Origin of the sequence: Acidovorax sp. GBBC 1281 (assembly GCF_028473645.1) — a bacterium.
Classification (GTDB): domain Bacteria; phylum Pseudomonadota; class Gammaproteobacteria; order Burkholderiales; family Burkholderiaceae_C; genus Paracidovorax.
Genome location: NZ_CP097269.1, coordinates 5052406 through 5078063 on the forward strand (window position 1 = coordinate 5052406; position 25658 = coordinate 5078063).

Genomic DNA, 25658 nt, shown 5'->3' on the forward strand with positions numbered 1-25658 from the left:
CCTTGGCCGCACTGCCCCGCGCAGCGGCCGGCGCGCACGCGGCCGCCCAGAGAGCGCATCGGCAGGTGCCCCCCGCACCTTCCTGAGCCCGGCGGTCCGCTCCCCCCCTCCTTCTTTCAGCGCAACCCTCCGCCGCCGGGCCCCCGCCTCGCGCGGCCGCGGGCGCACGCTCTTTCGGGCGGTGCCCGCATTCATTCGATGGAGTGTGTCGATGCATGCAACGATTCACGGCGAGCGCACGCTCACCGAACTTGATTTCGCCCGCCTGAGCAAACTGCCCGGGCGCGAGCTTCCCCCCGCCCTGGCCGCGCTGCTGGCCAGCGCCGAGGTGACCGGCTCGCGCGCCGTGCCCGGCGACGTCGTGACGATGTAATCGCGCGTGGAGCTGGTCGATGTGCAGACCGCCCGGCGACAGACGCTCACGGTCTGCTACCCGCGGGATGCCGAGCCCACGGCCGGCTTCATCTCCGTGCTCTCGCCGGTGGGCAGCAGCCTGCTGGGCCTGAAGGTCGGGGACGTCGCGAAGTGGCTCACGCCGAACGGCGACGCCTGCGCGGCGCAGGTGGTCGCCATCCTCTTTCAGCCCGAGGCCAGCGGCGACTACCAGACGTAGCGCGGGCCGTGGCCTGCCGCACCGTATGCTCCTGCCATGGGTGAATTCGATCTGATCCGCCGTTTCTTCCAGCGCCCCGTGCGCCGTGCCGCGCTGGGCGTGGGCGACGACTGCGCGCTGCTCGCGCCCGCGCCGGGCATGCACCTGGCCGTCTCCAGCGACATGCTGGTGGAGGGCCGCCATTTCTTCGCCGACGTCGATCCCGAGGCGCTCGGCCACAAGGCGCTGGCAGTCAACCTGAGCGATCTGGCCGCGTGCGGCGCCCGGCCGCTGGCCTTCACGCTCGCCCTGTCGCTGCCACGTGCCGACAGCGACTGGCTGGAGCGCTTTTCGCGCGGGCTGCTGGCGCTGGCCGATGCGCACGGTTGCGAGCTGGTGGGCGGCGACACCACGGGCGGGCCGCTCAACATCTGCATCACCGTGTTCGGCGAAGTGCCCGCCGGCCAGGCCCTGCTGCGCAGCGGCGCGCGTGCGGGCGACGACCTGTGGGTGAGCGGCACGCTCGGGGACGCGCGGCTGGCGCTGGAGGCGCTGCGCGGCGAGCGCACCCTGCCCGCGCCCTGGCTGGCCCAGGCCCGCGAGCGGCTGGAACGCCCCACGCCGCGCGTGGCACTGGGGCAGGCCCTGCGCGGGCTGGCCCGCAGCGCCATCGACGTGAGCGACGGGCTGGTGGGCGACCTGGGCCACATCCTGCAGGCCTCGGGCGTGGGGGCCCGCATCGACACCCAGAACGCTATTGAATTAATAGCAAAAGGGACAATAAGTACTAGGGCATCAGGGGCGTTTGACCACGAAACCCTGCTGCGCTGCGCCCTGGCCGGCGGCGACGACTACGAACTGCTGTTCACCGCCGCGCCCGACCGCCGCGCCGAGGTCCAGGCCGCTGGCCAGGCCACGGCCACGCCCGTGGCCCGCATCGGCACCATCGAGGCCGCGCCCGGCCTGCGGCTGGTGGATGCCCAAGGCCAGCCCCTCCCTCACCAGCACTCGTCATACGACCACTTCCACTGATCGGCAGCGCAATCACTTGCGGGACATCGCCGCCCCTGTAAAGCGGCAGTTGTCGTACCACTTTGTGACGAAATGCCACTGAAATCACGCTTTCGGCGGTCCCGACATTGGCGACAGATACCGGCCGCGCAATCGTTTGCGCCTAAGTAGGTACTAACTCGAAGCGCCTTACCAAAGGCTTACGAGCCCTCTGGAGCGTGGCAGACCGGGTAAACACGCATCGCCTCCTCTCCCCTGCCTCCCACAATCGCCGCCAAGTTGTACGACATCCTTCAAGATGATCTACACGACAAGACAGCCGGGATCCCCAGGCTGCGATCGCCGCGCCGACGGCGCGTGCATTCCTTGCATCGAAGACGAGAGGAGACATTCCATGAAACGCAGAGATTTCGCGCTGACGGCGCTCGCGCCGCTGTGGCTCACCGCCTGTGGCGGCGGTTCGGGCGGCGCATCCGGCCCGCAGGGAGAGGCGGCCACCGCGCTGCGACGCGCCGCCGACTACATGGACGAGGTGGTTTCGTACCGCGGCGGCTACGTGTGGTCGTACTCGCCCGACCTGAAGCAGACCTTCGGCGAGATGGAGGCCTACCGCACCATGTGCTGGATCCAGCCGCCAGGCACGCCGTCGGTCGGCCACGTGTACCTGGACGCCTACCACGCCACCGGCGACGAGCGCTTCCTGCAGGCCGCCGAGCGCACCACGCTGGCCATCGTCGCGGCGCAGCACGCCTCGGGCGGCTGGAACTACATCCACGACTTCGCAGGCGAGGCGTCGCTCCGCCAGTGGTACGACACCATCGGCAAGAACGGCTGGCGGCTGGAGGAGTTCCAGCACTACTACGGCAACGCCACGTTCGACGACGCGGGAACGGCCGTGGCTTCGCAGCTGCTGCTGCGCATGTATGTGGAAAAGCGCGACGTGCGTTTTCTCGCGCCGCTGCAAAAGGCCATCGACTTCGTGCTGAACGCGCAGTTCGGCCCCGAATACGGCGTGGCGAACGGCGGCTGGCCGCAGCGGTTCCCGCACTTTCCCGGCGCGGTCGGCGCCATGCCCTCGCCCCACCCCGAGCAGGTGCCCGCGGGCGCCCATTCGGGCATGGAAGACGGCGACTACACGCTGCACGTGACCTTCAACGACGACGTGATGGGCGAGAACATCAAGTTCCTCACGATGTGCGTGATGGCGCTGGGCGAGACGCGCCTGCTGGCCCCCATCGCACGCGCCATGGAATGCATGCGCCTCATGCAGCAAAGCGGCCCGCAGGCCGGCTGGAGCCTGCAGCACCTGTCGCGCCCCATGGCCGGCCGCCCGGCCGGCGCACCGGCCGGCGCGCGCAGCTACGAGCCCCGCTCGCTGGCCACGCAGACCAACATCCGCCAGCTGTTCAACTACTTCCAGCTCACGGGCGAGCGCCGCTATCTCGCGCGCATCCCCGAGGCCATCGCCTGGCTCAAGACCTGCCCGCTGCTGGGCGGCGGCTGCACCCATCCCACGTTCGTGGAGCTGGGCACCAACGCGCCGCTGTACGTGCACCGCTACGGCTCCAACATCCACAACGGCGGCTACTACGCCGACAAGGACTGGGCCAACACCGTCAGCCACTACTCGACGGGCCGCGCCATCGACATCGCGGGGCTGGAGTCCACCTACCGGCAGCTCGATGGCATGAGCGATGCGGCCGTGGCCGCCATGGCGGCGCGCTCGCCCCTCAAGGCCGGCACGACCGCGCGCGCGCTGCCCCGGTATTTCTCGATCCGCGAGGTGGACTTTCCCGACCTGTTCGCGGGCGCCACCATGGCCACGCCCAAGGTGCCCGACAGCGAGGCGCAGACGCTGGTGGACGAACTGGGCACCAAGGGCTACTGGACCTCGCCCGTGCCCGAGGTCGTCAACCCCTACCAGGGCGACGGGCCCTCGGCGGCCTACACCGGCACCGCCTACCGCAGCAAGCACGTGGGCGATGCCTGGGACACGTCGCCCTACCCGGCCGACAATCCGCCGGAGGTCCCGCCCTACGTGAAGCGGGACAAGCCGCAGTTCATCGTCACCTCGGAGTGGATCCGCCGCATGGGGCGGCTCATCGCCTACGTCGCACCGCAGGCGTGATGCAGCGCGGGCACTGACGTTTTTTCGCACCAGCGTCCAACGCTGTGGCCACCTGCCGCAGCCTGCCGGCCCGGGATCGGACCCCGGGCTGGCAGGCTGCCTTTCATTGGGTCGCACCCAATGGATTGGCGCACAAAGTATCATATTTATCAAATAAAAAAGAGAGCAAAAAGGGCTCAACGCGACGCATTTCTCTTTACACGGGTCGAAATGTCCGGAATTCAGATATTTTTTGATACACATTTTTTGGTTTCAAATCTATCATTTCTGCGAAATATTGCATTTCCAGCTCCCCAGCCAGACCAGAGAGGATTGACATGACCCCGCGCAGCACCCTGACCGTTTCCCGGCGACTTCTGATCGCTTTCGGTACCGTCATCGGCATCTTTATGGCCGTCACCGCGTCGTCTCTATACAGCGGCACCCAACTGGAGAAGGCCGAGAAGCTGAACGTCCACACTTACAAAGTGATGGACACAGCCAACAGCTTGCTCAGCAGCATGGTCAACATGCAAACCGGCGTCCGCGGCTATCTTCTCAGCGGCGAGGAACGGTTTCTCGAGCCCTGGAACACCGGCATCCGTGAATTCGACGAGGCGTGGATGCAAGCCAAGCAATTGATCGTCGCCAATCCGGCGCAGCAGCAGCGGCTGGACGCCATGAAGGCGAAGAATGCGGAGTTTGTGGCCGTCATGAGCAGCCTTGTCCAATTGCGGCGCGATATCGCTGCAGGGACCAAAACAACGCAGGATCTGCTGGGGCAAGCCGGACAAAGCAACGACAAGGCCACGATGGATGGATTCCGTGCGTTGCACGCCGAATTCGACAAGGTCCAAAGCGATCTCCTGAGCAGCCGTGCCGCTGCCGCAGACCAGATGCGCTCATTCAATGCCAGCGTCATCGTGGCAGGATCACTGCTCGCCATCGGGCTGGCCTGCGCCCTGGGCGTGTGGGTCACCCGGTCCATCACGCGGCAGCTCGGCGGCGAGCCGGACTACGCCTCCGAGGTGGTGCGCCAGATCGCAGCGGGCAACCTCGCCGTGGACGTGAGCACCCGCTCAGGCGACCAGGCCAGCCTGCTGGCGGGCATGAAGGCCATGCGCGACAGCCTGGCGCAGGTGGTGGGCCAGGTCCGCCAGAGCAGCGACTCGATCGCCACCGGCAGCACGCAGATCGCCACCGGCAACGCCGACCTGAGCCAGCGCACGGAAGAGCAGGCCTCCAACCTGCAGCAGACCGCCGCCTCGATGGAAGAGATCACGGCCACCGTCAAGAACAACGGCGATACCGCCCGCCAGGCCACGCAGCTGGCCGACTCCGCCAGCGCCGTGGCGCAGCGCGGCGGCGTGGTGGTGGGCCAGGTCGTGGACACCATGGAGGCCATCACCGCCTCCAGCAAGAAGATCGTGGACATCATCGGCGTCATCGACGGCATCGCCTTCCAGACCAACATCCTGGCACTCAACGCCGCCGTGGAAGCCGCCCGTGCCGGCGAGCAGGGCCGGGGCTTCGCCGTCGTGGCCAGCGAAGTGCGCAGCCTCGCGCAGCGCAGCGCCGACGCCGCCAAGGAGATCAAGGGCCTCATCACCGACAGCGTGCAGAAGGTCGACGCGGGCAGCCAGCAGGTGGAAGAGGCCGGTCGCACCATGGCCGACATCGTGGCGCAGGTCAAGCGCGTGAACGACCTCATCAGCGAGATCAGCGCCGCCACGCAGGAGCAGACCCTGGGCATCGGCCAGGTGAGCGACGCCGTGAGCCAGCTCGACCAGGTGACGCAGCAGAACGCCGCGCTGGTCGAGGAAAGCGCCGCGGCGGCGGACAGCCTGCGGGCCCAGGCCGGCAAGCTGGTGCAGGCAGTGAGCGTGTTCCGCCTGGACCACGAAGCGCCCAGCCTGCACGCGGTGGCGGCCTCCGCCCCGGCCCGCGCCGCAGCGCCCAAGCCCGCCCCGCTGCGCGCTGCCATGGCACCGCACGCGCCGGCCCGCATGGCGGCTGCGCCCAAGAAGGCCGCCGCGCCCAGCCCGAGCCAGCCGTCGCTGGCCATGGCCGGCGGCGGCAGCGAAGACGACTGGCAGAACTTCTGACCCGCCCCCACGCACCGTCCATGGCCCATCGTCCCGCCCCGGTACGATGGGCCACCGGACGCCGCCGGGACCCCTTTTCTTCCTCCATTGCCCGCAAGAGATCCGCCATGGCCCTTTCTCCATCGCCCACCGACACCACCGCCGCCAATGCCGTCAGCAAGGGCGGCGAATTCCTCTCGTTCCGCCTGGGCGATGAGGAGTACGGCATCGGCATCCTCCAGGTGCAGGAAATCCGCTCCTACGAGCCGCCGACGCGGCTGGCCGGCGCGCCGGAATTCATCAAGGGCGTGGTCGATCTGCGCGGCATCATCATCCCCATCGTGGACCTGCGTCTGCGGCTGCATTGCGCCAGCGCCGAGTACAACCATTCCACCGTGGTGATCGTGCTCAATGTCGGCCAGTACACCGTGGGCGCGGTGGTGGACGCCGTCTCCGATGTGGTGGAGTTGACGGCGGAGATGATCCGCCCCGCGCCCCAGCTGTCCTCCAGCGTGGACGACCAATTCATCCTGGGCCTGGGCAGCGTGAACGACCGCATGCTCATCCTCGTGGACATCGAGGGCCTGGTGGGCAGCGAGACGCTGGGCCGCATGCGGCCGACCCACATGAGGCCCGCCGCAGCGGCCGCGGCGGCCTTCGCCGACTGATCACCGAGCGCCTGCGGCCGCGGCTGCGGCGGGCACGGGTGAATAATCGCCGGGCGCGGTATCCTGCCGCCCGCCCTACGATTGCATCCGCCAGCCCACCCAGGAGCCGCACTTGATCCATTTCCTGCCCTCCCTGCGGCCCGCGCCCGCCGCACGGCCGACCACCTCCCTGGCCGCGCTGCTGACCTGCCTGTCCAGCGCCACGGCACTGCTGTGCACCGGCGCCGCCCTGGCGCAGGACAGCGTGGCCTCGCGCATCACCCAGGTCACCGTCTCCCCCGGCAGCGCCACCGTGGAGCGCACCACGCGCGTGGCCGCCGGTGCCCGCAGCGCCGTGTTCCGATGCCTGCCCGCCTCCATCGACACCGCCAGCCTGCAGATCGCCGCAGGCACCGGGGTGCGCGTGGGCGAATTCAAGATCACCACCGAAGACCGCGACGTGGCCGCGGGCTGCGCCAGCCCGCTGGACGGCCGCATCCAGGACCTGGAAGACCAGCTGGCCGCCGTGCGTGCCGAGACCGCATCGCTGCAGCTCGTGAACCGCTACCTGCAAGGCGTGGCCGGCAATGCCGGCAGCGCGGCCGACACGCCGCAGCCCGACCGCCGCCCGGCCGCGGGCCCCGCCGCCGCGGTAAGCCCGGGCCAGATCGGCGCCACGGCCGATGCGCTGCGAAAGACCTCGCTCGACGCCCTCACCCGCTCGCACGCGCTCAAGCGCCGGCAGGAGGCGCTGGAACTGGCCCTCAAGCCCCTGGTGGCCGAGCGCAACCGCAATGCGGGCGGGCCCCGGGCGCGCGCCGTGTCGGTCGCCGTCAATCTGGCGGCCGAGCGCGAGGGCGAACTGCGCCTGACCTACCAGGTGCGCGGCCCCGGCTGGCAGCCCACCTACCGCGCCGTGCTGAACAGCGACACCGGCGCCGTGGTGCTGGAGCGCCTGGCGCTCGTCGCACAGAACAGCGGCGAGGACTGGACCGACGTGCGGCTCACCCTCTCCACGCAAGCCGCCACCCGCGCCACGCGCGGCCCCGTGCCCGGTGCCTGGACCCTCGATGTGGCGCCGCCCCCGCAGCCGCAGATGGCCATGGCCCGCCTGCCCGCACCGGCGGCACCCGCCGCGATGGCTGCGCCCGCCAGCGTGGCCGAGGAAGCCGAGGCGCCCAGCTTCGACGTGACCGCGTTCGCCGGCACCTACGCCACGCAGTTCGCCGTGCCCCAGCGCATCACCGTGCCCTCGAACGGCCAGCGCACCACGCTGGCCCTGGGCACGCACAACGCGGCCGCCACGCTGCTCACGCGCGCCGTACCCGCCCGGCAGGAGACGGCCTATCTCGTGGCCGAGATCGCGCCGCCGCCGGGCGCCTGGCCCGCGGGGCCCGTGGGGCTGTACCGCGACGGCGCCTTCATCGGCAACGACACGCTGGACTTCGCGCAGGACGCCACGGCCGGCGGCCGGGCCACGCTGTGGTTCGGGGCCGACGACCAGGTGATCGTGCAGGCCGAGCCGCCGCAGGAGACCACCGGCAGCGCCGGCTTCACGGGCGGGCGCACCGAGCGCCGCACCGAGCGCGCCTACCGCGTGGAGAACCGCCACGCCCGGGCCATCGCGCTGCAGGTGCTGGATGCGGCGCCGGTCTCGCGCAACGAGAAGATCGAGGTCGAATCCCGCTACACGCCCGCGCCGCAGGACACGGCCTGGAACCGCACGCCCGGCACCATCGCCTGGCAGCAGCCGCTGGCCGCCGGCGCCACCGCGCGCTTCACGGCCACGCACACCGTGCGCTACCCGAAAGAGATCGCGCTGAGGGAGCGGGAATGAACGCCGCCCCCTTCGGCCCTGCCACACCCGCCACCGCACCGCGCCGCGCGACCGCCGCCTTCATGCGGTCGCACCCGGCGCACTGGATCGCCCTGGGCTTCGGCGCGGGCCTGTCGCCCAAGGCCCCCGGCAGCGTGGGCACGCTGTGGGCGTGGCTGGCCTACCTGGTGCTGCAGCAGTGGCTCGCGCCCCTGCATTTCGGCGTGCTGATCCTGGCCGGCACGCTCGTCGGCTGGTGGGCATGCACCACCACCGCGCGCCACATGGGCGTGGCCGACCCCGGCAGCATCGTGTGGGACGAGGTCATCGCCTTCTGGCTCGTGCTGTGGCTGGCCATGCCCATGGGCTTTTGGGGGCAGTGCGCGGCGTTCGCGCTGTTCCGCTTCTTCGACGCCGCTAAGCCCGGCCCCGTGGCCTGGGCCGACAGTTTGTTCAAGGGCTTCGGCTGGCGCGGCGGCTGGGGCATCGTGTTCGACGACCTGGTGGCGGCCTTCTGCACGCTGGTGGTGATGTCGCTCTGGAGGCACCTGGGGTGACGCCGGACATGACCTCCAACGATTTGCTATCAAAATCAGAGCGCATTGCCCTAGGGGATATTGCGCTGGAGGCCGATTTGGCTCATATCGCCCAGGCGCTCGTGGCGCGCGGCTGGATGCTGGCAACCGCCGAAAGCTGCACCGGCGGCCTGATCGCCGGAGCCTGCACCGACCTGGCCGGATCGAGCCGCTGGTTCGAGCGCGGCTTCGTCACCTATTCCAACGCCGCCAAGAGCGATCTGCTGGGCGTGCCCGTCGCACTCATCGAAACGCATGGCGCCGTGAGCGAGGCCGTGGCCCGCGCCATGGCCGAGGGCGCCGTGGCGCGCTCGCTGGCCCAGGTGAGCGTGGCCGTGACGGGCGTGGCCGGGCCGGGGGGCGGGAGCGCGGACAAGCCGGTGGGGACGGTGTCGTTCGGCTGGTCGGTGGAGGGCGTGGTGCGCAGCGAAGTGGTGCGCTTCGACGGCGACCGGGCCGCCGTGCGCAGCGCCACGGTCAAGCACGCGCTGGAGCGGCTGGCGACGTGGCTCGAATCAGGCCTTCGCACCGCCTGACTCGATCCTTGCCGCATCCCATCGCCGAAGTTCGACGGCCTGGGCAAGCATTCCCAGCGTGATGGGAATCTTCTTGTGCCGGTCCCGATAACGGCGGAAGGGCATCAAGAACGACGGTTTGAGGGCGACCAAGTTGCGTGAAGCGATTGAGCAGCGCAGCGCGAACTTTGAGTTCGCCCACTTGCCGCTCGAAGGTGCGTGCGGCCACTCGTTCGCCCAGGCGCTTGAAACAGTGCAGCTTCGTCTCCACCAGACTGCGCCGGTGGAAGTCGCTCCACTTCTTCCAGATGCTTACGCCCCAGGCGCTGGCAGGACCGAATCGCCTCGTTCTGGTGCTTTAACCTTCATTGATTCGCTGGCCCACCTTTGCATATCGACTGGGCGGGGATCACCAGTGCCGCGCCTGGCAATGCCGTCATGGCAGACCCTGGCGCCGTCAACGTGTACTGGGGCTGCGCCCGAGCAGGAGATAGATCGCCCGCTCCATCCCTGCTGGACCAGCGAGGCCAGCGTGAGGCGCTCTTCAGGCTGCAAGTGCGTGTACCGCGAAGTCATCTGTGCAAGATATCTGAGGTTCAGGTGTTGCACTTCAGATGGGAGACCGCCCTCAGAAAAACTGGATAGCCGCACCCAATTACACATGCTGACACCCCCTATCACGCCAGCCTACAAGCAGCCAGCCTATAACGCATTCTAATAATGGACCGAATATTTTTTTACCAATAAGCAACAAGATGAAAAATTACAAATTTTTTAAATAAACTCCCCGCGTTTTTTGAAAACCATAGCATAATCGACCCTCGAAATTCGCGACTCACTTAAGTTGAATCGTGAATTATTGGAAAGCAATGTTTTCATCCTGGCAATTTAAAAGAGGTTTTATGACTCAGAGGTTTGGTTCGACTCGACTGGGGTTTTTTACGGCTGCTGCAATCTTTATTTGCAGCAGCACTCATGCGGCTGGCACAAGGCATACAATTACAGTCAACTCATCACCGCAGGCCCATTATAAATGGTCGGTATATGCCGATCTTTATAACGGGAAAGGAGAACGAGTCTATCACTGGCAAGAGCTAAACAAAAAGCCCGGATCATCCCTTACTTGGAATTACACCGATGGGAATGATGGCGGTTGGTTGCATATTTGGGTTGATCCATCTGCATCGCAGCGAGCATCCTATCTAAATCTGCCACTCAATAAAAATCACTGCTACCGTATTACTGAACCATTAGTTGGAGACGTGTCGGTAGTGAGAGATTGTGCTGACTAAATGGCTGCTGAACTAACCCGGAGCAATGCAGCATCGCCACTCTGGCTGAATTAGCCAGGAAAAATCTGCAAAATCCCGTTCGCTATACCCGTACAGTCTGATGGCGAACTTTGGTTCGCCTGATAACGCACCTTGGCATAACCAAACTGCTGCTTGCTTACCCGGAACGGGTGTTCGACCTTGCCCCCACGCTGGCCTTGAGCCGCTCGGCCTTATCCAGCAGCTTGTGCAGTTCGCGCTTGGGATCGAGTGCCTTGCGCATGGCCACGTGTCACTTGGCATTGCACCCTTGCATTTCCTGGCGCTTGTCCAATCGACCCACCAGCCCCGCACTCGCCTCGTTCAACCCCACCACCTCCACCACCGCCCCGTGGTGCCGCAGCCGCTGCACCACCTTCTCCAGCGCGGCCACGGCCGTCACGTCCCAGAAATGCGCGCGCGATACGTCGATGCGCACCGGCCGCCCTTCGGCCGCGAGGATGTCGAACGCTTCGATGAACGCATCGGCCGAGGCGAAGAACACCTGGCCCGACACGTGCCAGGTGCGCAGGCCGGTGGCGGCATCGTCCTCGGCCCGCACGCCGAGCAGGCGCGCGACCTTGAACGCGAAGAACACGCCGCTCAGCACCACCCCCACGCCCACGCCGGCCGCGAGGTTGTGCGTGGCGAGCGTCACGGCCACGGTGGCGAGCATCACGGCGCTGGACAGGCGCGGGTGGCGCACCACGGCACCCAGCGACTTCCAGTCGAACGTCGAGGCCGACACCATCACCATGATGGCCACCAGCGCGATCACCGGCACGCGCGACACCCAGTCCTTCAGCGCCACCATCAGGATGAGCAGGAACACGCCGGCGAACAGCGTGGACAGGCGCCCGCGCCCGCCGTATTTCACGTTGCCCACGGCCTGGCCGATCATTCCGCAGCCGGCGATGCCGCCGAAGCAGCTGGCCGCGATGTTGGCCAGGCCCAGGCCCGCGCACTCGCGGTTCTTGTCGCTGGGCGTGTCGGTCATCTCGTCCACCACGGCGGCGGTGAGCACCGATTCGAGCAGCCCCACCATGGCGATCGCCAGCGCCGGCAGCGCGATGGCGCGCAGCGTCTCCAGCGACACCGGCACCGCGGGCAGGCCGAACAGCGGCAGCGCATCGGGCAACCGGCCCAGGTCCGCCACGGTGGGCAGGTGCAGCCCCATGGCGGAGGCGATGAGCGTGAGCGCCACCACGCAGATCAGCGGCGACGGAATGGCGGTGAGCACCCGCAGCCGCTGGCCCAGCCACGGCAGGCCGTAGATGAGGGCCAGCCCCAGCGCCAGCATGCCCCAGGTGGCGGCGCCCGCGCCGCGCAGGTGCGGTAGCTGCGCCGAGAAGATCAGCACCGCCAGCGCGTTGACGAAGCCCGTGCGCACCGAGCTGGAGACGAAGCGCACCAGCACGCCCATGCGCAGCAGCCCGAACGCCACCTGCACCACGCCCGCCAGCAGCCCCGCCGCCAGCAGGTGGCCCAGCCCGTGCGACTGCACCAGCGGGGCCGCCACGAGCGCCACCGAACCGGCGGCTGCCGACACCATGGCCGGGCGCCCGCCCGCGAAGGCGATCACGATGCTGATGACGAACGAGGCGAACAGCCCCACGGAGGGATCGACGCCCGCCACGAACGAAAACGCGATCACCTCGGGAATCAGCGCGAACGTGGCCACGGCACCCGCGAGCAGTTCGCGCGGAATGCTGGGCGCCCATTCGGCGCGCAGGCGGGCCAGGAAAGCAGGGGTCATGGAACGGCAACGCGCGCCGGAGCGCGCGTAAAAGCAAAAGGAAAGGGGAAGAAGAAGCGCCCAGTCAGGCCGCGCCGGCGTCCGTCAGGCGCCGCAGCACTTCTTGTATTTCTTGCCGCTGCCGCAGCTGCACGGGTCGTTGCGGCCGGGGGTGTCGGCGCGGCGCACGGCCTCCACGCGCGGGCCGATGCTCTTCCAGAGCTGGCGCAGGTCGTAAACGGCCCAGACGGCTTCGCTGAACGACTCCAGGCGGGCCTCGCTCACGCTGGCCGGGCCGTCTTCGGCATACAGGTTGTGCTCGGGCTTGCCGGTGTCGTCCTCGGTGAGCACCACGATGTTTTCCAGCGCGCCGTCCAGCCACTGCGCGGCGTCCTTGTCGCGCGGGGCGGCCCATTCCTCGGGCCAGTTCTCCACGGCGAACATGAAGCCGAGCGCCCACACCTGGCCAAACGAGGGAATGTCCTGGCCGGCCATCTCGGCGCGTTCTTCCTCGGGCAGGCAGGCGACGGCGCCGCGCATGTCCATCACCTCGGGCTGGAAGGCGCGGTCGTCCTCCAGCGATTCCACCTCGGTCGCCAGCTGGCGGCTGACCTCGTCGAACCGCAGCGTCCACAGCTCCATGAACCGTGCCTGCTGGGCTTCGTCCTTGAAGGCCGGCAGCAGCGGCAACGGGGCGCCCGCGCCCTCGGTCACATCGATGGGGCCGCCGTCGTCCAGCAGCATGGGCAGGTATTCGGCGGCGGGAATGGCGCGGCGCGTGCAGGCCAGCGCGGTCAGGAAACCGTCGCAGAACTCCCACTGCGGGATTTCTTCGGCACGGCTGCGCAGGTCGTCCAGCAGCGTGTCCAGCTCGTCGAGCGCATCGTTGTCGAGGGCGGGTTCGGTGCCGGCGGCAGCGGCGGTGTCGTGGGAGGATTCGGTCATGGGGCGGCTCCAGGGCGCGGCGGGGGGGAGAAAAAGGCTTCGTTATGATGCCGCAGCCCGCGCAAAGCGGCGAACCGGGGCGGGCGCAGGCATGGCGCTGGAGGCAGGTGCAGACCGCCCCGCCCAGGGCCACGGCCGGGCCGCAGGCGGCGATTTTATCCGCCCGGCCCTGCCAGCCTCGGTCCGCACCCCGTTCGCAACCCCGGGCCCGGCCCGTTTCCTCTCTTTCGCACCGCCCCATGCCGACCCACGCCGACCCTGCTGCGCCCGCCGCCGCCGTCCCCACCGACCCCGCGGCCTTCCTGCGCGAGCATGCGGCCACCCAGGCGCCCGACGTGCAGAGCTACCGCCTGCCCGGCGAGCAGTGGTGGCTCAAGCGCGCGGGCGCCAGCCACGGCGCCGGGCGTTACCGCGCCATGGCGGTGCTGGCGCGCCTGCTGGGGCTGGCGGTGCTGCGCCCGGTACCCACGCCGGGCGGGCCCGCGGCCATCGCCATCGAGGTGCGGCGCCTGCGGGACTTCGCTGCGCGCGGCCTGCGCGCGCCCGAGGTGCTGGCGGTGCAGCACGACGCTTTTTTGATGCGGCACTTGGGAGCCCCCGACGAGGAAACCCATTCCCTGGGCAACGAGATCGACCACGCCGTGGCCGAGGGCCCCGAGGCCGTGCTGGCCCTGTGGCGCCAGGGCCTGGACGCCATCGCCCGGGTGCACGCCAGCGGCACCTGCCTGAGCCAGGCGTTCGCGCGCAACCTGGTGCGCTGCCCCGACGGCGTGGTGGGCTACGTGGATTTCGAGGACGACCCCGCCACCGCGCTGCCGCAGGCCGTGTGCCACGCGCGCGATGCGCTGTGCTACGCCCAGTCCACCGCGCTCTACCTGCGCCAGGCGGGCGCGCTGGAGGCGGCCCGCGCGCTGTGGGCGGCCTGGCTGGGCGCCCAGGGCCCCGACATGCGCGCGGTGCTGGCCACCACGGTGCGCCGCCTGCGCTGGCTGCGCCACCTGCCGCCCAGCCGGCGCCTGGGCCGCGACCTGCAGCGCGTGCGCGCCGCCTACGACCTGCTGGCGCCCTGACCGCCCCCACCCCGGCGCAGATGGCGCCTGAGCGCGGTCACTCCTCGCTCGTCCACTCCACCTGCACGCCCAGGCTGCGCAGGTTCTCCACGAAGCGCGGGTGCGCGCGCCGGATGGGCGTGGCGTGGCGGATCTCCGAGCGCCCGTCGATGCTGGCGGCCACCATGAAGAGGGCAATGGCCACGCGGATGATGTAGGGGCTCTCCACCACCGCGGGCGTGAGCGCGTTGCCGCCGAAGGTCACGATGCGGTGCGGATCGGACGAGAACACGTGCGCGCCGAACTTCGACAGCTCGCCCGTCCAGCCCAGCGCCCCGTCGTACACCTTGTTCCAGAACATGGCGTTGCCCTGCGCCCGCATGCCCAGCGCGATGAAGATGGGTAGCAGGTCCACGGGAAAGTAGGGCCAGGGCGCGGCCTCCACCTTGGTCAGCACGTTGCTGGTGAAGGGCGTCTGCACGGTGAGCGGCCCGTCGCGGTGCGCGCGCGACCAGCCGTCCGCATGCTCGATGCGCACGCCGAACTTGGCGAAGGTGCGGTCGATCAGCGGGAAGTTCTCCGGCGCGCTGTTGCGCACCACCACGTCGCCGCCGGTGATGGCCCCGAGCGCCAGGAAGGTGGTGATCTCGTGGAAGTCCTCGTCGAAGCGGAACTCGCCGCCCCCCAGCGCCGCGCCGCCGTGCACCGTGAGGCGCGAGGTGCCGATGCCGTCGATGCGCACGCCCAGCATGGCCATGAAGCGGCAGAACTCCTGCACGTGCGGCTCCGATGCCGCGTTGTTCAGCGTGGAGACGCCCCGGGCCGAGGCCGCGCACAGCACGAAGTTCTCGGTCGTGGTGACCGAGGCGTAGTCGAGCCAGTGGTGGGTCGCGCTCAAAGGCCCGGCGCAGCGCACCAGCAGCGAGCCCTGCGCGCGCTCCACCTCGCCGCCGAAGCTGCGGAACACCTCCACGTGCGGATCGATCTCGCGCACGCCCAGCGTGCAGCCCTTCACGTTGTCTTCGAGCCGCGCCACGCCGAAACGCGCGAGCAGCGGGGGCACCAGCATGATGGACGAGCGCATCTCCTCGGGCAGGCGGTGGGCGGCGGCATCGAACGCGGTGTGCTGGTGGTGCAGGTGCAGCGTGCCGCTGGCATGGTCCATGCGCACGTCGCTGCCCAGGGTGCGGAAGATGTCCAGGATCTTGCGCACGTCGGTGATGTCGGGCACGCCGTGCAAGGTGAGCGGCGCCTGGGTCAGCAGCGTGGCGCACAGCACGGGCAGCACGGCGTTCTTGTTGGCGGAGGGCGTGATGCGGCCACGCAGCGGCGTGCCTCCGTGCACGATGAGATTGGACATGGGCGGGATGCGGGGGGAACCCGAAAAGAAAACAGCCGGCACTGTAACCCCCTCCCCCGTTTGGCGCCCGGCCGGCCGCGGCCCCCCGGGTCGCGTGCGATTCCGTAGCCGGCCGTGGGCCGCGTCCGACAGGGCCCGGCCTGCGCGCGGCCTATCTTCGCCGCAGCGCTCCCGCCGTTCCTTTCCTACCGCCTGCATGTCTTCCTCTGCTTCTGCCGCTGCGCACCCCGCGGCAGCCACCGCGGCACCCGCCCCTGCCGCCCCCCTCGCCGCTTCCCGGCGCGCCCCCACTTTTTCCGCCGCCGCCTGGCGCCAGTTCATGAGCGTGGCCAAGCCGTACTGGCTCGGCGACAAGAAGGTCGCTGCCTGGTCCCTGCTCGGCCTGCTGGTGCTGCTGATGCTGTGCGAGACGCAGCTGGCCGTGATGCTGATCGACCGCACCGGCGAGATGACCTCGGCCCTGGCCGCCAAGGACCGCGACCGCTTCTGGGACGCGGTGCGCACCTGCCTGCTGGTGCTGGGCTTCGCCGTGCCGGTGTACGCCTTCTACTACTACATGCGCGATGCGTTCTCCAACCACTGGCGGCGCTGGCTCACGCACCGCTTTCTGGACGGCTACCTGGGCGGCCGGCGCTACTACGAGCTGAACACGCAGGGCGGCATCGACAACCCCGACCAGCGCATCAGCGAGGACATCAACACCTTCACCGGCCGCTCCACGCACTTCCTGCTGATCTTCGTCGGCGCGGGCATGCAGCTGGTGGCCTTCAGCACCGTGCTGTGGTCGATCTCCAAGGTGCTCGTGGCCTTTCTGGCGGTGTATGCCCTGCTGGGCACGGTGGTGGCGCTGTGGGTGTTCGGCGCGCCGCTCATCCGCCTGAACTTCTGGCAGCTGCGGCGCGAGGCGGACTTCCGCTTCGGGCTGATGCGGCTGCGCGAGAACGCCGAGTCGATCGCGTTCTACCGCGGCGAGTCGCAGGAGCGCGCGCAGCTGGACCACAGCTTGCAGGCGGTGTTCACCAACTACGCGCGGCTCATCAAGCGCCAGCGCTCGCTCAACCTGTTCCAGCGCGCGTTCAGCCAGCTCACGGTGGTGATTCCCGCCATCATCCTGGCCGATGCGGTGCTCTCCGGCGACATGGAGGTGGGCCGCGCCATCCAGGCGGCCGGCGCGTTCGCGGCGGTGCTCGCCGCCGTCTCGCTGATCGTGGACAACTTCGAGAGCCTGAGCCGCTTCGTGGCCGGCATCGGCCGCCTGGACACGCTGGCCCAGGCCCTGCTGGGTGCGCCAGCCCGGCGCGAGGAGCCGGCGGCGCCCGAGGCCGTGTCCGCCGCACGCAAGCTGCGCCGCCAGCAAAAGCGCGAGTCGCGCCGCCAGCGCAGTTCCCCGGCGGCCGCCCAGGCAGCCCAGGCAACGCCCCCCGCGCCCACCGCCAAGGCGGCGGCCCTGGACACCTCGCGCGAGATCCAGGCGAGGGAAGGCGAACGCCTGGCCATCGACGGGCTCACGCTCTACACCCCGAAATTCGGCCGCCTGCTGGTGAAGGACCTCACGCTGGAGCTGCAGCCGGGCGATGCGCTGCTCATCACCGGGGCCAGCGGCTGCGGCAAGAGCTCGCTGCTGCGCGCCATCGCCGGGCTGTGGCGCACGGGCGACGGCGTGGTGCAGCACCCGCCGCTGGACGAGGTGTTCTTCCTGCCCCAGCGCCCCTACATGCAGCCCGGCACGCTGCGCAGCCAGATGATCTACCCGGCGCGCACGACCGCGCTGGACGACGCGCAGTTGCTTCAGATCCTGAACGACGTGCACCTGCCCGAGCTGGCCGAACGCGTGGGCGGGCTCGACGCCACGCGCGACTGGGAAAAGCAGCTGTCGGTCGGCGAACAGCAGCGCCTGGCCTTCGCCCGCGTGCTGGTGCGCCAGCCGCGCACCGTGATCCTGGACGAAGCCACCAGCGCGCTGGACGGCGCCAACGAGGCAGCGCTTTACGAGCGGCTGCGCGCCAGCGGCGCCTCCATCATCAGCATCGCCCATCGGCCGGCGGTGCTGGCGCACCACACACACGTGCTGCAGTTGCTGGGCGAGGGCCGCTGGGCCCTGCACCCGGCCGAGGGCTTTCAGTTCGAGGCGTGAGGGGATGAGGCGCCGCGCGCGGCGGGTGGCGTGAGCAGGCTCAAGCGGCGCACGCCGCGGGTTCCAGCACCAGCACGGTCGCCACGTGCGCGTCCTGCGCCAGCAGGCGCTTGCGCATGCAGACCACGGCCTTGTCCTTGGACAGCAGGATGGCGCGGTGCGCCACGGCCAGGTCGATGAACTTCTGGTCGTCCGCATCCTTGCACACCGAGGGCACGCGCGCCGCCTCGGGCACCACACGCACCCGGGCGTCGAAGGCAGCCAGCACGGCCGCGGCATCCAGGCCGTAGAACGCCAGGCGCGGCACGATCTGCGGGTAGGCCAGCACGCGCTCCAGTTCGTCGCGCATGGCCTGCGTGGCCACCCACTGCAGCCGCCCCTGGGCGAGCAGCTCGCGCAACGGCGCCACGGCGGGATCGGCGAACACCAGCAGGTCCAGCACGATGTTGGTGTCCACCACCACGGCACGCGGTGCGTCTGCGCCCGCGGCCTGCGCCGGCAGGCGCAGCTCAACCCGCATCGGGCGGGCTTTCCACGGGCCGGGGGGGACGCTCGCGCGCCGAGCCGCGCACCATGTCGAAGCGGAACAGGCGGCACTCGATGGGGCCGTTCCACATGGGCACGCGGCGCGACTCCTTCAGGCGCATCTTGCCGGGCAGCTTGAGGTCGGGCGTGAGCATCCAGCCCTGCCAGCCGGAGAAGTGCTTCTTCCAGTGCGTGGCGAGCTGGCTGAAGAACTCGCCGCCGTCCTCGGTCTGCGCCGTCTCGCGGCCCGCGCGCTCCACGTGGCCGGCGCGCTCGGACGCGCTGCGCCCGGCCGTGCCCGCGGCGGCAATGCGCTCGCCATAGGGCGGGTTCAGCAGCATCACGCCGGGCTGGGCGGTGGGCGGCATGCGCTGCAGCGCGTCGCCGCCGCGCAGCTCGATGGCCTGGGCCACGCCCGCGCGCTCGGCGTTGCGCTGGGCGAAGTCCACCATGCGGTGCGAAACGTCCGAGCCGAAGATGCCCACTGCCGGCGGTTTGATGGCCTGTTCTGCTTCATTTTTGATAGCAGACCAGACATGGGCCTGGAACGGCAGCAGCTTCTCGAAGGCGAACCGCCGCTGCATGCCGGCGGGGATGTGGCAGGCCATCTGCGCCGCCTCGATCAGCACGGTGCCGCTGCCGCAGCAGGGGTCGTACAACGGCACGTCGCCCTGCGGGTCCCAGCCGGTGGCCGCGATCATGGCGGCGGCCAGGGTTTCCTTGAGCGGGGCGTCGCCCTTGTCCTCGCGCCAGCCGCGCTTGAACAGCGGCTCGCCCGAGGTGTCGATGTACACCGTGGCCTCGTCGGTGGTCAGGTGCAGGTGGATGCGCACGTCGGGCCACTGGGTGTCCACGTCCGGGCGCACGCCGGTCTTGGCGCGGAAGCGGTCGGCCACCGCGTCCTTCACGCGCAAAGCGGCGAAGTTCAAGCTGGTGAGCGGGCTGTGCTGGGCGGTGACGTCGATCTTGAAGCTCTGGCGCGGGGTGAACCAGATCTCCCAGGCGACCTCGCTCGCGGCGGCGTACAGGTCGTTCTCGGAGCGGTACGGCCGGTGGCCGAGTTGCACCAGCACGCGCTGCGCGAGCCGGCTGTGCAGGTTGAGCATCAGCGCGTCGCGCCAGGAGGCCCGCAGCAGCACGCCGCCCCGGCCGGTGAGCAGGTCCTGGCCGGTCAGGCCGGTGATGCCGTGCACCTCGTCGGCCAGAAAGCCCTCGACGCCAGCGGCGCAGGGCAGGAAAAGTTGCAGTTGGTTCATAGACGGCCCCGAGGATACGCGCTGGCAGCACCGTTGCGGCGCCGAGGGGCCGCCGACACCGGCCTGGGGGGCGGCCGGTGTGCCGAAGACCAGGCCATCCGGGGAATCCGGGTTTCCACCTAACAGAACTCCTGACTTGGCGTTTGTTCTGAGTCAACCGATGGTCAGAATGAACCCTTGTGTGTATCCATTTGCAAAGGTACTTCATGTTCAAAAGCCTGCGTGCACGCCTCATCGGCATCTGCGTCGCCATCACCGTGCTGTCGCTGCTGGCCCTGGCGCTGGTCACTTTCTTCGTGGTGCGCAAGGACACGCTGGCGGACCTGGATGCCCGGATCGGCCAACTGACCCGCAACCACGCCAGCGAGGTGGCCGAATGGGTCAAGGACAAGCAGCGCGTCACCGGCTCCCTGAAAGTCGCGGTGGGCCAGGCGGAGCCGATTCCCTTCCTGCAGGCGACCCAGCAGGCGGGGGCTTTCGACGCGGTGTACTTCACCTATGCGGACAAGCGGCACGTTTCGCTGTCGAAAATGGCCCCCGGGTATGACGGCACCTCGCGCCCCTGGTATCGGCAGGCCGCGCAGGCCGGTGGCCCGGTGGTCACCCCCGCCTACGTGGATGCCACCACCGGCAAGCTCACGATCAGCTTCGCGGAGCCGGTCGGCCCGGCCGGCCAGATCACCGCGGTGGTGGGCAGCGACATGTTCCTGGACTCCGTGACCCGCAAGGTCAGCGCGATCCATCCCATCCCCAAGAGCTTTGCGGTGCTGCTGGATGGCGAAGGCAAGATCCTCGCCTACGCCAAGCCGGAACTGGCGCTCAAGCCCGTCTCGGCCATCGCGGGCACGCTGGACGCCAGCCTCCTCAAGCGCCTGGCCGAAGACGGCAGCCGCGCGGACGTCCAGGTGGACGGCGCCGACCAGATGCTCTACGCCGCCAAGGTGGAGGGCACGCCCTGGACGCTTGCCATCGCCATCGACCGCTCCGAGGCCACGCAATCGGTGCGCGCACTGCTGCAGGTGGCCATCGTCATCACCCTGCTGAGCGTGGTGGCCGCCGTCGCACTGGTCACCGTGGCCGTGAGCCACCAGCTGCGCCGCCTGGGCGTGGTGCGCGATGCGCTGGAAGACATCGCCTCGGGCGACGGCGACCTGACGCGCCGCCTGTCCACCCACGGCAGCGACGAACTCACCCAGATCGCCAGCGCCTTCAACCACTTCGTGGACAAGATCGCGGCGGTGCTGGTGCAGATCCGCGCCTCGTCCGAATCCGTGCGCCTGGCCACCAGCGAGATCGCCAGCGGCAACCAGGACCTGTCCTCGCGCACCGAGCAGCAGGCCAGCTCGCTGGAGGAGACGGCGGCCGCCATGGAGCAGCTCACCGCCACCGTGCAGCAGAACGCCGAGAACGCGCGCCAGGCCAACACGCTGGCCACGGGCGCCTCGGAGATCGCCACGCACGGCGGCACCGTGGTGGGCCAGGTCGTGAAGACCATGGGCGGCATCGATGCCTCGGCCCGCAAGATCGTGGACATCATCGGCGTGATCGACGGCATCGCCTTCCAGACCAACATCCTGGCGCTGAACGCGGCGGTGGAAGCCGCCCGCGCCGGCGAGCAAGGCCGGGGCTTCGCCGTGGTGGCCAGCGAGGTGCGCACGCTGGCCCAGCGCAGCGCGACCGCCGCCAAGGAGATCAAGGCGCTGATCGACGATTCGGTCACGCAGGTGGACGCCGGCAGCAAGCTGGTGCAGGACGCCGGGGCCACCATGGACAAGGTGGTGGACAGCGTGCGCCGCGTGACGGCCATCGTGGCCGAGATCAGCAACGCCAGCCAGGAGCAGAGCACCGGCATCGCCGAGATCGGCAGCGCCGTGAGCCAGATGGACCAGTCCACCCAGCAGAACGCCGCGCTGGTGGAAGAGGCCACCGCCGCCGCGCAGTCGCTGCAGCAGCAGGCGGCGCAGCTGGCCGATGCGGTCGCCGGCTTCAAGCTCGACGCCCACGGGGCCGCAGCGCCGTCTCGGGGCGGTCCGGCGGCCGGAACGAACCGCGCCCTGACCATGCGATAAAAAACGGCCTTCAGCACAATAAACACTAGGGCACATAGCTATATATTTGATAGCAAATCACCCGACCGCATGGCGATCGGGCTCAAGCCTGGGGCGTGGCAGCCCCAATCAGCGATAAAGCACAGGGGCGCCGGGTGGCATTCAAGCCCGCGCGCGCCTTTTTTCCGGCCTTCGCTGACGGCGCCAAGGCCCCCTGGCGGCCATGATGGCGCGATGACCCCCACCCTGCCCTCGCGCACCCCTTCGGCGCCAGCCCGCCCCGGCCGAGCCCCCCTCACGCCACGCACCTGGCTCGCCCTGGCCGGCTGGCTCGCGATCGCCTTCGTGGCTGCTGCGGTCGGCAGCATCGCATCGGTCCAGGCGCCGCAGTTCTACGCCCTGCTCACCCAGCCGGCCTGGGCACCGCCCACCTGGCTGTTCGGGCCGGTGTGGAGCGCGCTGTACGCCATGATGGGCATCGCCGCCTGGCTGGTGTGGCGCGAGCCCGCAGGGGCCCTGCGCCGGCGCGCGCTGTGGCTGTTCGCCGTGCAGCTGGCGCTCAATGCGCTGTGGAGCTGGCTGTTCTTCCAATGGCACCAGGGCGCCTGGGCGCTGGCCGACATCGGCCTGCTGTGGTGCTGCGTGGCCGCCACCCTGGTGGCGTTCTGGCGGCTGCGGCCGCTGGCCGGGGCGCTGCTGGCGCCCTACCTGGCCTGGATCACCTTCGCCGCCGCGCTGAACTTCACGGTCTGGCGGCTGAATCCGCAGCTGCTGGGCTGAGGGGCCGGCGTCTTTCGCGGCGCGGGCTACAGCGCCTTGCGCAGGTTGGCCGGCGCGATCTTGAGCGCCTCGCGGTACTTGGCCACGGTGCGGCGCGCGCACTCGATGCCCTGCTCCTTCAGCATCTCGGCGATCTGGCTGTCCGACAGCGGCTTGGCCGGGCTCTCGGCCGAGACGAACTGCTTGATGAGCGCCCGCACCGCCGTGCTGGAGGCGTTGCCCCCGGTCTCGGTGCCCAGGCCCGAGCCGAAGAAATACTTGAGCTCGTACGTGCCCTGCGGCGTGGCCATGTACTTGGCCGTGGTCACGCGGCTGATGGTGGACTCGTGCAGGCCCAGCTCATCGGCGATGTCGCGCAGCACCAGCGGCCGCATGGCCAGCTCGCCGTGCACGAAGAAGTTCTTCTGCCGGTCCACGATGGCGCGCGACACGCGCAGGATGGTGTCGAAGCGCTGCTGGATGTTCTTGATGAACCAGCGCGCCTCCTGCAGCCGCTGCTGCAGGCCCTGGTGGCCCTCGCCGCCACGGTTGCCGCGCAGCGCGCCGGCGTAGATGTCGTGCACGCGCAGGCGCGGCATCACATCGGGGTTGAGCTGCACGCTGAAGTTCTGCTGCGTGCCGCGCCCGGTCTTCTTCACGATGACGTCGGGCACGATGATGTTGCGCTCCACCTCGGCGAAGGCGCGGCCGGGCCGGGGCTCCAGGCGGGCGATCAGCGCCATGGCCGCGCGCGTGCGCTCCTCGCCGCCACCGCAGGCCTGCGCCAGGCGGCGCACGTCGCGCCGCGCGAGCATCTCCAGCGGCTGCTGGCAGATGCGCAGCGCGGTCTGCACCACGTCGGGGTCGCCCTCGCCGTCCTCGCGCAGCGCCTTGAGCTGCAGGGTCAGGCACTCGGCCAGTCCGCGCGCGCCCACGCCCACCGGGTCCAGGCTCTGCAGCAGGCCCAGCGCCACGGTGAAGCGGTGCACCAGCTCCTCGACCTGCTCGGTGTCGTCCTCGCCCGCCAGGCTCACGGCGAGCGACGGCAGCGGCTCGTCCAGGTAGCCATCGTCGTTGAGCGACTCGATGAGAAAACGCAAAGCGGCGGTGTCGACCTCGGACAGGCGCAGGCCCAACGCCTGCCGGTGCAGGTAGGCGGTGAGCGACTCGTGGCTGCGGGCCAGTTCGGTGGCGTCGGCTTCGTCGCCCTCGCCGGCCGTGCGCGTGCGCGCCGGGGCGTCGCCGCCCCATTCGCCGTCGTCCGGCGCCATCTCGACGGTGCCGTCGCCTTCCCAGTCGGGGGCGTCGGCGCTGCCCGGCGCCTCGGCGGCGCTCGCGGCATCGCCCTCCGAAGAGGACTCCACCGCCGCGCTGGACTCGCCGGGCGCGCCGGAATAGATGGCCTCTTCGGTGTGGCGATCGTCCTCGCTCACGGGCGCATCGGCCTGCGGGAGGCCGAATTCTTCGCGCGCGGCCTCTTCGGCGGTGCGTTCAAGGAAGGGGTTTTCGTCGAGCATCTGCTCGACCTCTTGCGACAGTTCCAGGGTGGACAACTGCAGCAGCCGGATGGACTGCTGCAACTGCGGCGTGAGTGCCAGATGCTGCGAGACGCGCAGCGACAGCCCCGGCTTCATCACACCGGTGCCGCCGGGCCGCCCCGAGGCGCGAGAGCCCCCGTGGGGAGCAGCGCAGTCAACACGATGACCAGCGTGGACGCCATGCTCACATCCTGAAATGCTCGCCGAGGTACACGCGCCGCACCTCGGCGTTGTCCACGATCTCGGAGGGCGTGCCCCGCGCCAGCACGCGCCCATCGCTGATGATGAACGCGTGGTCGCAGATGCCCAGGGTCTCGCGCACGTTGTGGTCGGTGATGAGCACGCCAATGCCCCGCGCCTTGAGGAACCCGATGATGCGCTGGATCTCGATCACGGCGATGGGGTCGATGCCCGCGAACGGCTCGTCGAGCAGGATGAAGCGCGGCTGCGTGGCCAGGGCCCGCGCGATCTCCACGCGGCGGCGCTCGCCGCCCGAGAGCGCCAGGGCCGGGGAGGCCCGAAGGTGCTCCACGCGCAGTTCCTGCAGCAGGGCGGTGAGGCGCGACTCGATCTCGTCGCGGCTCGGGGCCTTGTCGTTCTCGTCGCGCTGCAGCTCCAGCACGGCGCGAACGTTCTCCTCGACCGTCAGCTTGCGGAAGATCGACGCCTCCTGCGGCAGGTAGGACAGGCCCAGCCGCGAGCGGCGGTGGATGGGCATGTCGGCCACCGAGTGGCCGTCGATGCGGATGTCGCCGCCGTCGCTGCGCACCAGCCCCACGATCATGTAGAACGAGGTGGTCTTGCCCGCGCCATTGGGGCCGAGCAGGCCGACGACCTCGCCCTTTTGCACGACCATCGACACGTCCTTGACCACCTTGCGGCTGCCGTAGGACTTCTCCAGGTGCTCGACCTCCAGCCGGCTCGTGTTGTTGCCGGCCGCCGAGGCGTCGGAAGGGTGTGCCGCCGCCATCACTTCGCGCCGCCGCCCAGTTCGCCGCTGGGCCGCAGCGCGGGGGCCGGCGAGGTGGGGGCCGCAGCGGGCGCCCCGGCCTTGGCCGGAGTCTCCTTGGGCGAGAGCACCGCGCGCACGCGGCCTCCGGGCGTGGCCGCGGTGTTGCTGCCGGCGGGAGCGGCCTTCTGGCCATCGACGGTGAACACGTCGGTCAGGTTGTTGTAGACGATGAGGGCACCGGCCATCTCGTCGGTGAGGGTGGATTCGCGGTAGCGGCGCAGTTCCGAGCGGCGGATGAGCCGCACCAGATCGGCCCGGCCGTCGTACTCGATGACCTCGCCCTCGCCCTCGACGAACTCGTCGGGCATGCCGGGCGCCGTGTCGCGCTTTTGCCGGAAGAAGGCCCGCTTGCCGGCCTCGGCCGTCATGGTGCCGTACTGGAAGCCATCGGGGTCCTGCCGGACGTCCAGCCGCGCGCCGCGCAGCAGGATGGTGCCCTTGGTGACCACCACGCGGCCGGTGAAGACGCTGGTTTGCTTGAGCTCATCGTGGCGCAGTGCGTCGGCCTCGATGTTCATGGGCTTGTTGCGGTCGGCCTTTTCGGCGCGGGCGCCCCCCATGGCGAAAGCCAGGGCGGCAAGCAGGAGGATCGGTAGGAGGCGTTTTCTCATAGGGCACGAATCTTGCAAAGATTGTAGCC

General features: G+C 69.5%; 20 protein-coding genes and 3 pseudogenes. 13 read left to right on the forward strand and 10 right to left on the reverse strand.

Annotated features, from left to right (window positions below):
* Window positions 1-211 precede the first annotated feature (211 nt).
* From M5C96_RS23695 to M5C96_RS23730, 8 genes and pseudogenes are all read left to right on the forward strand, one after another.
* A pseudogene (locus M5C96_RS23695) lies at window positions 212-613 on the forward strand (GreA/GreB family elongation factor).
* A 36-nt stretch (window positions 614-649) separates the two neighbouring features.
* Complete coding sequence (thiL, locus tag M5C96_RS23700) at window positions 650-1624, forward strand: thiamine-phosphate kinase (RefSeq protein ID WP_272565692.1); 975 nt, start codon at window positions 650-652, stop codon at window positions 1622-1624.
* 373 nt (window positions 1625-1997) lie between these two features.
* Window positions 1998-3731: a pectate lyase gene (locus tag M5C96_RS23705; RefSeq protein ID WP_272565694.1), complete on the forward strand. Its 1734-nt coding sequence runs from the start codon at window positions 1998-2000 to the stop codon at window positions 3729-3731.
* A 317-nt stretch (window positions 3732-4048) separates the two neighbouring features.
* Window positions 4049-5815 (forward strand): methyl-accepting chemotaxis protein, encoded by a 1767-nt coding sequence (locus M5C96_RS23710; protein WP_272565696.1) that lies wholly within the window; start codon window positions 4049-4051, stop codon window positions 5813-5815.
* Between the two features lie 107 nt (window positions 5816-5922).
* The gene (locus M5C96_RS23715; protein ID WP_272565697.1) at window positions 5923-6462 is read left to right on the forward strand and encodes a chemotaxis protein CheW; all 540 of its coding nucleotides are present in this window, start codon (window positions 5923-5925) and stop codon (window positions 6460-6462) included.
* 112 nt (window positions 6463-6574) lie between these two features.
* Window positions 6575-8278, forward strand: a complete 1704-nt coding sequence (locus M5C96_RS23720; RefSeq protein WP_272565698.1) for a DUF4139 domain-containing protein — start codon at window positions 6575-6577, stop codon at window positions 8276-8278.
* Window positions 8275-8814 (forward strand): phosphatidylglycerophosphatase A family protein, encoded by a 540-nt coding sequence (locus M5C96_RS23725; RefSeq protein ID WP_272565700.1) that lies wholly within the window; start codon window positions 8275-8277, stop codon window positions 8812-8814. Before M5C96_RS23720 ends, M5C96_RS23725 begins: the two co-directional genes overlap by 4 nt.
* Before the next feature lie 8 nt (window positions 8815-8822).
* Window positions 8823-9368, forward strand: a complete 546-nt coding sequence (locus M5C96_RS23730; RefSeq protein WP_442867339.1) for a CinA family protein — start codon at window positions 8823-8825, stop codon at window positions 9366-9368.
* Window positions 9369-9474: 106 nt separating this feature from the next.
* On the opposite strand, the pseudogene M5C96_RS23735 reads toward M5C96_RS23730, so the two are convergent.
* Window positions 9475-9700: pseudogene (locus tag M5C96_RS23735) on the reverse strand (IS5/IS1182 family transposase); the annotation flags it as partial.
* Window positions 9701-10198: 498 nt separating this feature from the next.
* On the opposite strand from M5C96_RS23735, the gene M5C96_RS23740 reads away from it, so the two are divergent.
* Entirely contained in the window at window positions 10199-10639 is a 441-nt protein-coding gene (locus M5C96_RS23740) for a hypothetical protein (protein WP_272565702.1), read from the forward strand.
* A 119-nt stretch (window positions 10640-10758) separates the two neighbouring features.
* On the opposite strand, the pseudogene M5C96_RS23745 reads toward M5C96_RS23740, so the two are convergent.
* From M5C96_RS23745 to M5C96_RS23755, 3 genes and pseudogenes are all read right to left on the reverse strand, one after another.
* Window positions 10759-10895: pseudogene (locus M5C96_RS23745) on the reverse strand (IS5/IS1182 family transposase); the annotation flags it as partial.
* Between the two features lie 15 nt (window positions 10896-10910).
* A complete protein-coding gene (locus tag M5C96_RS23750) occupies window positions 10911-12413 on the reverse strand; it encodes a SulP family inorganic anion transporter (RefSeq protein ID WP_272565704.1) in 1503 nt (500 codons plus the stop codon).
* Window positions 12414-12497: 84 nt separating this feature from the next.
* Window positions 12498-13337, reverse strand: a complete 840-nt coding sequence (locus M5C96_RS23755) for a UPF0149 family protein (protein WP_272565705.1) — start codon at window positions 13335-13337, stop codon at window positions 12498-12500.
* 239 nt (window positions 13338-13576) lie between these two features.
* Between M5C96_RS23755 and M5C96_RS23760 the strand changes: the two genes are divergently transcribed.
* Entirely contained in the window at window positions 13577-14407 is an 831-nt protein-coding gene (locus tag M5C96_RS23760) for a hypothetical protein (protein WP_272565707.1), read from the forward strand.
* A 37-nt stretch (window positions 14408-14444) separates the two neighbouring features.
* Here the strand turns inward: M5C96_RS23760 and M5C96_RS23765 are convergent, their stop codons facing one another.
* Window positions 14445-15746: a UDP-N-acetylglucosamine 1-carboxyvinyltransferase gene (locus M5C96_RS23765; RefSeq protein WP_272565708.1), complete on the reverse strand. Its 1302-nt coding sequence runs from the start codon at window positions 15744-15746 to the stop codon at window positions 14445-14447.
* 319 nt (window positions 15747-16065) lie between these two features.
* On the opposite strand from M5C96_RS23765, the gene M5C96_RS23770 reads away from it, so the two are divergent.
* Window positions 16066-17880: an ABC transporter ATP-binding protein/permease gene (locus tag M5C96_RS23770; RefSeq protein WP_442867408.1), complete on the forward strand. Its 1815-nt coding sequence runs from the start codon at window positions 16066-16068 to the stop codon at window positions 17878-17880.
* 40 nt (window positions 17881-17920) lie between these two features.
* Here M5C96_RS23770 and M5C96_RS23775 read toward each other — a convergent pair whose 3' ends face one another.
* Both M5C96_RS23775 and M5C96_RS23780 read right to left on the reverse strand, forming a co-directional pair.
* Window positions 17921-18400 carry a putative toxin-antitoxin system toxin component, PIN family gene (locus tag M5C96_RS23775; RefSeq protein ID WP_272565711.1) on the reverse strand — a complete coding sequence of 160 codons (480 nt, stop codon included), beginning with the start codon at window positions 18398-18400 and terminating at the stop codon, window positions 17921-17923.
* Window positions 18390-19661 carry a THUMP domain-containing class I SAM-dependent RNA methyltransferase gene (locus M5C96_RS23780; RefSeq protein WP_272565712.1) on the reverse strand — a complete coding sequence of 424 codons (1272 nt, stop codon included), beginning with the start codon at window positions 19659-19661 and terminating at the stop codon, window positions 18390-18392. The genes M5C96_RS23775 and M5C96_RS23780 overlap by 11 nt, the downstream gene beginning before the upstream one ends.
* Before the next feature lie 206 nt (window positions 19662-19867).
* Here M5C96_RS23780 and M5C96_RS23785 point away from each other — a divergent pair, with 206 nt between their 5' ends.
* Window positions 19868-21730, forward strand: a complete 1863-nt coding sequence (locus tag M5C96_RS23785; RefSeq protein ID WP_272565713.1) for a methyl-accepting chemotaxis protein — start codon at window positions 19868-19870, stop codon at window positions 21728-21730.
* A 213-nt stretch (window positions 21731-21943) separates the two neighbouring features.
* Entirely contained in the window at window positions 21944-22489 is a 546-nt protein-coding gene (locus M5C96_RS23790; RefSeq protein ID WP_272565715.1) for a TspO/MBR family protein, read from the forward strand.
* A 26-nt stretch (window positions 22490-22515) separates the two neighbouring features.
* Here M5C96_RS23790 and M5C96_RS23795 read toward each other — a convergent pair whose 3' ends face one another.
* The 3 genes from M5C96_RS23795 to lptA all read right to left on the reverse strand — a co-directional run bounded on the left by M5C96_RS23795 (window position 22516) and on the right by lptA (window position 25629).
* Window positions 22516-24102, reverse strand: coding sequence for an RNA polymerase factor sigma-54 (locus M5C96_RS23795; protein WP_272565716.1), 1587 nt, complete (start codon window positions 24100-24102; stop codon window positions 22516-22518).
* An 88-nt stretch (window positions 24103-24190) separates the two neighbouring features.
* A complete protein-coding gene (lptB, locus tag M5C96_RS23800; protein ID WP_272565717.1) occupies window positions 24191-24976 on the reverse strand; it encodes an LPS export ABC transporter ATP-binding protein in 786 nt (261 codons plus the stop codon).
* Window positions 24976-25629 (reverse strand): lipopolysaccharide transport periplasmic protein LptA, encoded by a 654-nt coding sequence (gene lptA, locus M5C96_RS23805; RefSeq protein WP_272565719.1) that lies wholly within the window; start codon window positions 25627-25629, stop codon window positions 24976-24978. The genes lptB and lptA overlap by 1 nt, the downstream gene beginning before the upstream one ends.
* Window positions 25630-25658: the final 29 nt, after the last annotated feature.

Coding starts and splice junctions, on each gene's coding strand:
- M5C96_RS23770 (WP_442867408.1), top strand. CDS start 16,066: ATGAGCGTGGCCAAGCCGTACTGGCTCGGCGACAAGAAGGTCGCTGCC.
- lptB (WP_272565717.1), bottom strand. CDS start 24,976: ATGGCGGCGGCACACCCTTCCGACGCCTCGGCGGCCGGCAACAACACG.
- M5C96_RS23775 (WP_272565711.1), bottom strand. CDS start 18,400: ATGCGGGTTGAGCTGCGCCTGCCGGCGCAGGCCGCGGGCGCAGACGCA.
- M5C96_RS23780 (WP_272565712.1), bottom strand. CDS start 19,661: ATGAACCAACTGCAACTTTTCCTGCCCTGCGCCGCTGGCGTCGAGGGC.
- M5C96_RS23760 (WP_272565707.1), top strand. CDS start 13,577: ATGCCGACCCACGCCGACCCTGCTGCGCCCGCCGCCGCCGTCCCCACC.
- M5C96_RS23730 (WP_442867339.1), top strand. CDS start 8,823: ATGACCTCCAACGATTTGCTATCAAAATCAGAGCGCATTGCCCTAGGG.
- M5C96_RS23725 (WP_272565700.1), top strand. CDS start 8,275: ATGAACGCCGCCCCCTTCGGCCCTGCCACACCCGCCACCGCACCGCGC.
- thiL (WP_272565692.1), top strand. CDS start 650: ATGGGTGAATTCGATCTGATCCGCCGTTTCTTCCAGCGCCCCGTGCGC.
- M5C96_RS23715 (WP_272565697.1), top strand. CDS start 5,923: ATGGCCCTTTCTCCATCGCCCACCGACACCACCGCCGCCAATGCCGTC.
- M5C96_RS23790 (WP_272565715.1), top strand. CDS start 21,944: ATGACCCCCACCCTGCCCTCGCGCACCCCTTCGGCGCCAGCCCGCCCC.
- M5C96_RS23750 (WP_272565704.1), bottom strand. CDS start 12,413: ATGACCCCTGCTTTCCTGGCCCGCCTGCGCGCCGAATGGGCGCCCAGC.
- M5C96_RS23785 (WP_272565713.1), top strand. CDS start 19,868: ATGTTCAAAAGCCTGCGTGCACGCCTCATCGGCATCTGCGTCGCCATC.
- M5C96_RS23795 (WP_272565716.1), bottom strand. CDS start 24,102: ATGAAGCCGGGGCTGTCGCTGCGCGTCTCGCAGCATCTGGCACTCACG.
- M5C96_RS23755 (WP_272565705.1), bottom strand. CDS start 13,337: ATGACCGAATCCTCCCACGACACCGCCGCTGCCGCCGGCACCGAACCC.
- M5C96_RS23765 (WP_272565708.1), bottom strand. CDS start 15,746: ATGTCCAATCTCATCGTGCACGGAGGCACGCCGCTGCGTGGCCGCATC.
- M5C96_RS23710 (WP_272565696.1), top strand. CDS start 4,049: ATGACCCCGCGCAGCACCCTGACCGTTTCCCGGCGACTTCTGATCGCT.
- lptA (WP_272565719.1), bottom strand. CDS start 25,629: ATGAGAAAACGCCTCCTACCGATCCTCCTGCTTGCCGCCCTGGCTTTC.
- M5C96_RS23705 (WP_272565694.1), top strand. CDS start 1,998: ATGAAACGCAGAGATTTCGCGCTGACGGCGCTCGCGCCGCTGTGGCTC.